The 5,726-nt window shown below is 70.3% G+C and carries 4 protein-coding genes; 1 reads left to right on the top strand and 3 read right to left on the bottom strand.

From position 1 onward, the window contains the following. The 3 genes from HKK72_RS35095 to secA2 all read right to left on the bottom strand — a co-directional run. Window positions 1-569, bottom strand: a 569-nt coding sequence (locus HKK72_RS35095; RefSeq protein ID WP_187238716.1) for a hypothetical protein, incomplete at its 3' end; no start/stop codon positions are given. Then, window positions 566-2,260 carry a PHP domain-containing protein gene (locus tag HKK72_RS35100; protein WP_187238717.1) on the bottom strand — a complete coding sequence of 565 codons (1,695 nt, stop codon included), beginning with the start codon at window positions 2,258-2,260 and terminating at the stop codon, window positions 566-568. The genes HKK72_RS35095 and HKK72_RS35100, both read right to left, overlap by 4 nt. 257 nt (window positions 2,261-2,517) lie before the next feature. Beyond that, window positions 2,518-4,908 carry an accessory Sec system translocase SecA2 gene (gene secA2, locus HKK72_RS35105; RefSeq protein ID WP_187238718.1) on the bottom strand — a complete coding sequence of 797 codons (2,391 nt, stop codon included), beginning with the start codon at window positions 4,906-4,908 and terminating at the stop codon, window positions 2,518-2,520. Between the two features lie 244 nt (window positions 4,909-5,152). Between secA2 and HKK72_RS35110 the strand changes: the two genes are divergently transcribed. Continuing rightward, window positions 5,153-5,726: hypothetical protein (locus HKK72_RS35110; RefSeq protein WP_187238719.1), on the top strand; the 574-nt coding region annotated here is incomplete at its 3' end.

The raw sequence follows: 5,726 nt of genomic DNA on the forward strand, positions 1-5,726 counted from the left end.
GGGTTGGGCACCTCGTAGGGGGCGATGACGCCCTTTCCGGCGGGGAGTGCGAGCAGGGTGAGCCGCCCGTCCCGCCATTCCGGCCGTACGTGATCGCGTGTGTCGACCAGGACGTCGGCGTCCGGCTCCTCGCCCATGAGCACGACGATCCGCTCGATCGCCGAGCGGTCGAGGATCTCGCCCACGGTGAGCGTACCGGTCAGCAGAGAGGAACCGGGGAACAGGACCGCGCGTCCGGTTCGCCCGTGCTCGGCCGCGGCCAGCGCGGCGCCGTCGGCATGTTCGGCCGGACCGCGGCGGTGTTCGCCCATCGCGGCCCCCACACCTTCGGGCAGCCGGTCGAGCAGATCGGCCCCGGCCGGGCCGGGTGCCGCCGCACCACTCGCCGGGAACGCATCGTCCGGCAGTGACAGTGAGACGGTGACGTTCGGGTGGCCGCTGATCAGATGGGTGTATCCGACGACGCCCTCGGGCAGGCCCAGCCGTCCGGGGAGGTCGATCAGGAGATGATCGGCCTCCCCGAGCGTGCGGGAGCCGCCGTCGATACCGAGTGCGGCAGTTGGTCTCATCGTCCCGGCAGCACCCAGATGGGGTTGGTGTAGAACCACAGGTCCTTCCACGGGTCGGCGTCGCCGACGACGTCGATCAGCGGACCGTTGGGGTCGACCGCGGCGCCGCGCGGGCCCGGGCCGACGCGGTTGCCGTCGGTGCCGCGCAGCCGCACGTAGACCGGCTTGTCGATCTCGCCGAGGCTGTACGTCAGCTTCACCGTGCCGGTGTTCTTGCCGACCTCGAACGACTTGACCACCTTGGTCTTCGGAGCGACGAAGGCGTCCTTGTCCGAGGCCTTACCGGTGACGTCGCCCTGGATGACGTCCACCCGGGCGAGCGACGGGGCGAACTGCGCCCAGTTGGGCCCGCCGGGCAGCTCGATCTCGATGACGAGCTGGACCTTGGCGCCGCGCCGCACGTGCAGCGTGTCGCCGAGCGTGACGCCACGGGTGCTGCCATTGGACTCACGCACCCGTACGTCCAGGGACTTGACCAGGTTGCCGTGGTCGACCCAGACCCGGCCGGCCCGGATCGCGTCCATGACGGCCGCGTACGAGAAGGACTCGGCGCCGACATGCGTGCGGCTGTAGTAGCCCGGCCAGAAGTCACCGGCGGTGAGGGCGAGGTCCCCGGAGTACACCGGGTCGTCGTAGCGACCGTTGACCGGGAAGTTGGAGTTCGGGCCGCGGGCGGCGGTGTCGGCGTAGACCGCGTGCGAGTCGGAGTTGGCCGTGATCCACCATGCCTTGCCCTCGGCCAGGAGGCTGTCCCACAGACCGCCGACGGTGGCCGTCATCCAGTCGAAGCCGCCGAAGGTCCGGTAGCTCTCGGGCGGGTACGCCGCCCAGGACTCGGGGCCGGCGCTGTTCTCGTAGAAGCCGCGCGCGGAGCCCGGCCCGTGCGGCTTCGGGATGCCGGCCGCCTGGTGGCCGGGCGCGCCCTCGAAGCCGACGGCGATGCGGGGCTGCGCGTCGCGCCAGCCGCGGATCTCGTGCGGCGTGTCGAGACCCTTGCGTGCGGGGTGGTTGGCGAGGAACAGCGCGTCCTGCACCCGGCGCTTGTCGATCGCCTTGGCGAGGAAGTTCACGCCCGCGATGGCGAGCGCCTCGTTGGCGGCCGTGGGGGCCGTGGCGCCCTTGACGCTGCCGTCGAAGGAGTTCTCGAACTCCTTGAGCACCGCCACCTCGTTCTTGCCCGGGTGGACGAACACCGTGCCGTGCTCGGCGGCCGGGATGTTCCACTCCAGGCCCTGGAAGACCAGGGTGTCCTCGATGGCCTTGCGGGCGGCGACGATGTCGGGGTTGACCTTGTCAACACCGATCTTGGCGTGCTCGTTGCTGCCGTGGTCGGTGATGACCATCCAGTCCAGGCCATAGGCGTTCGCGTGCCGGACGTGGTCGATCACGCGGTAGTAGCCGTCGGAGCTGTACTGGGTGTGAATGTGGTGGTCACCGGCGAGCCAGAGGTAGTCGCCCCGGCCGCCTCGCGGTGACCGCGAGGTCGCCCTCTGCGCCGCGGCCGCGACCGCGGGGGCGCCGAGAACACCGGCCGCGGCGGCACCGGCGCCCAGCACGCCGGCTCCGCGCAGCAGGTTGCGCCGGGAGACGTCCGCCGGAGGCAGTGCCTCGTCGGGAATCGAGCTGTCGAGCACCGGCGGCAGGTCCGCGGGCTCGTGAGTGTGGTGGTGGTGATCGTGGCCGTGGCCCATGTCTTGCTCTCTCCAAACGGCCGGGATCTTTTCCGGCCCCGGGGAGCAGACTGGAGCGGGCACATGAACGAGTTGTGACGTCAGGCGGACAAATTAGATTTATCGGGATGAACTGCCCAGAGGTATTGCGATCGATAACCGTTTTCATCAATCAATGGTGATGAAGCAGAAAAAGGCGCGAGGCGACCATTGGTGAGCATCGCAATCACTCGGCCGCGGTATGACCTCGGATGGATACGCCGGTGGTTCGGATCTCCTCAGCGACCGCCGCGGCGCTTGAACATCGCGACCAGGCCCTTGATGGCCCGTTCGTCCATGCCGCCGAAGGGGTTGTCGTGGACGAGGTAGGTCCAGGTGGCGGAGGGCCGCTGAAGGCCGGCGTCGTCCAGATCGAGTTCGCCGTCCGCGGTGGGGGCGAGGGCCTCGAAGGTCTTGACGGCGCGGTCGCGTGCGTCGCCGAGCAGCCGCTTGTAGACGGGGACCGCCTCGCGGTGGAACTCGTCGAGCGGATTCAGGCCACGGGCGAGCGAGCGCAGATGGATGCCCTCGCGCAGATCGGCGAGATAGGCCAGGTGCTCGGTCCAGCAGCGGTCCAGGTGGTACAGCACGATCTGCCTGGCGGCTCTGACCAGTGCGGGCTTGCCGACCGTCTCGGAGAGCTCGGCGTAGCGGTCCGGGCTGCGCTCGGCCAGGAACTTCGCGGCGGCCTCGGTGCGCAGCACCTCGTCGCGTTCGGCGAGGACCTCACGGCGTTGGAGCTCGATCAGCCGGCTGTAGCGCCAGGTGTTGCGATGGATCTCCAGGTCGACGCCTTCGGCCACCCGCTGGGCGTGGCCGACGACCCACTTGGCGTTCGCGTGCTCGATCCGTCCCTCGACGTCCGGCGTGGCGTCGGGGCGCTCATCGGGGGCGTACTGCGTGATCAGGTCGTCTTCGAGGCTGGCGAAGAACACCGAACCGCCCGGATCCCCCTGCCGTCCCGCGCGGCCTCGGAGCTGATCGTCGAGCCGGCTGCTGTGGTGCCGGCCCGTGCCGATGACGTACAGTCCGCCGAGTTCGGCGACCCGATCCCTGGCTGATCGAATCGCGCCGTCTCCGTTGCCGTCGCCATCGCCATCGCCGTCGCCATCGCCGTCGTCCTCGGCCGCGTGCGTCGGAGTGGGCGCGGCCCCGCCCAGCCGGATGTCGGTGCCTCGGCCGGCGATCTGTGTGGACACCGTGATGGTGCCGTACGTACCGGCCTCGGCGACGATGGCCGCCTCGGCGGCGTCGTTCTTGGCGTTCAGGACCACGCAGCTCATCCGCGCGCGCTCGAGCCGCCGGGCCAGCCGTTCGGACTCGGCGATGTCGAGGGTGCCCACGAGTATCGGCCGGCCCTCGGCGTGGACGGCGGCGATGTGCTCGACGAGCGCCACCTCCTTGTCGGTCACGGTGGCGTACAGCCGATCGGGCGCGTCATCGCGGACGCAGGGCACGTTCGGGGGGACGACCGCGACCTCCAGCCGATAGAACTCGCGGAGCTGCTCGGCGACGGCCACGGCGGTGCCGGTCATCCCGCAGACCGAGGGGTACCCGCCGATCAGGCCCTGGACGGTCACCGAGTCGAGGATCTCGCCGCTCTCGCTGGGATCGAGCGCCTCCTTGGCCTCGACGGCCGCCTGCAACCCGTCCGGCCAGCGCTGCAGAAGCGCGACCCGGCCCCGTGACTCGTTGATCAGGCGCACCTTGCCGTCACGGACGATGTAGTCGACGTCCCTGCGCAGCAGCACGTGGGCGTGCAGCGCGACGTTGACGCCGGTGAGGGTCTCGACATGCTCGGTGGTGTAGAGGTCGATCCCGCCGAGTGCGCGTTCGACCTCCTGGGTGCCGGCGGTGGTCAGCTGGACGTTGCGGCGCTCGTCGTCGACCTTGTAGTGCACGCCGGAGAGCAGCAGCCGTACGATCTCGGCGTAGGCGGGATCGGACTCTCGCAGCTCCGCCGCGCCGGCCAGCACCAGCGGCACCCGGGCCTCGTCGATCAGCACCGAGTCGGCCTCGTCGATGAGGGCGACCTCATGGGCGGGCAGCACCCGGTCGGCGGGATCGGTACAGAGCCGATCGCGCAGCAGGTCGAAGCCGATCTCGCTCACCGGGGCGTACGTCACCTCGGCCGCGTACGCCCGGCGGCGCTCGCCCGGAGTGGAGTTCTGACCGACCCAGGCGACGGATACGCCGAGCAGCGCGTAGAGCGGTTCCATCCATTCGGCGTCACGCCGGGCCAGGTAGTCGTTGACGGACATGACGTGCACCCGCCGCCCGCGCAGCGCGTAGCCGGCCGCGGCGAGCGCGCCGGCGAGGGTCTTGCCCTCACCGGTGGCCATTTCGACGACGTGGCCGGACAGCATGCCGAGCATCCCGACGAGCTGGACGTCGAACGGGCGTTCGCCGAGCGCCCGGCGGGCCGCCTCGCGGCCGAGCGCGCACAGCTCGGCGAGATCCTTGCCGCCGGCCTCGCGCAGGGCCGCCGCGGCGGCGGTCAGCTCGGCGTCTGACAGCGCGTGGACGCGGTCCTCGCGGGCACCGGCCTCGGCCACCGTGGCGCGCAGGGGTGTCAGGTCTATGGTCCCGGGGCGCTGGATGAGCCGCCGGACCCGGTCACGCAGCCCCATCGGCCCATCCGCGTGCGGTCACCTCGAAGAAGAGCATCGGCACACCTCAACTTAACCGATCTCATGAGGCGCCGGACCCGGTAGGCGTTCGGCGAGCCGCCCGGCCGCCAGACGGCTCTGCCCGCACCAGAGGCTTCCACCGGCGGCGAGCGGGGTGCCGATGGCCCTGTTCGTAACGATGTTGGAGAATGCCGGGAATGCGTGGATCATCCACCGGTCTGGCAGTTCTGAGAGGAGCGGCGCAGTGCTACACGCCTTCGTCTACAACGAAGTCGCTGTTCTGGTGCGGCATTGGTTCGAGGTCAGCCTCACGGACAGTCATCTGGAGCACGGCGTTCGCCTCGAGCTGCGGCTGCTGGCGCCCGAGCCGCATCGCGGCACCGAGTCGGCCGCTCAGAAGATCGTCGCGGATCAGCCGGTATGGCGGGCTGATCTGTTCGACCGTGTCGACGGGTTGCCGGGCGGCTTCCAGGCGGCGCACTTCCATCCGAGTTTCCACGGTGTCGAGCCGAGCGAGCGGCACTGGGCCGACGAGGTCAAGACGGCGCCGTGGGACTGGCTGCACGGCCGGCTCTCCGACATCGGCGACGTCGCGGAATCGGCAGGGGTCCCGTTGCGCGACCCTGCACTGGAGGGCGAGCAGGTACGCGCCGACGCCCCCGCCATAGTCGCGACCGCGCAGAGCCGGGCGGCGACCAAGTGCCTGTCCACACAGCAGTGCTATGCCTGGACCCGGGATGCCGAACCTGCGGTGCACCTGATGTTGGATCGCCTAGCCCAGCCCGAAACGCTGGACCGCGACCGCGTGTCCCCATGGC

Source organism: Actinomadura sp. HBU206391, from assembly GCF_014323665.1.
GTDB lineage: Bacteria > Actinomycetota > Actinomycetes > Streptosporangiales > Streptosporangiaceae > Actinomadura_C.

Coding starts and splice junctions, on each gene's coding strand:
- HKK72_RS35100 (WP_187238717.1), bottom strand. CDS start 2,260: ATGGGCCACGGCCACGATCACCACCACCACACTCACGAGCCCGCGGAC.
- secA2 (WP_187238718.1), bottom strand. CDS start 4,908: ATGGGGCTGCGTGACCGGGTCCGGCGGCTCATCCAGCGCCCCGGGACC.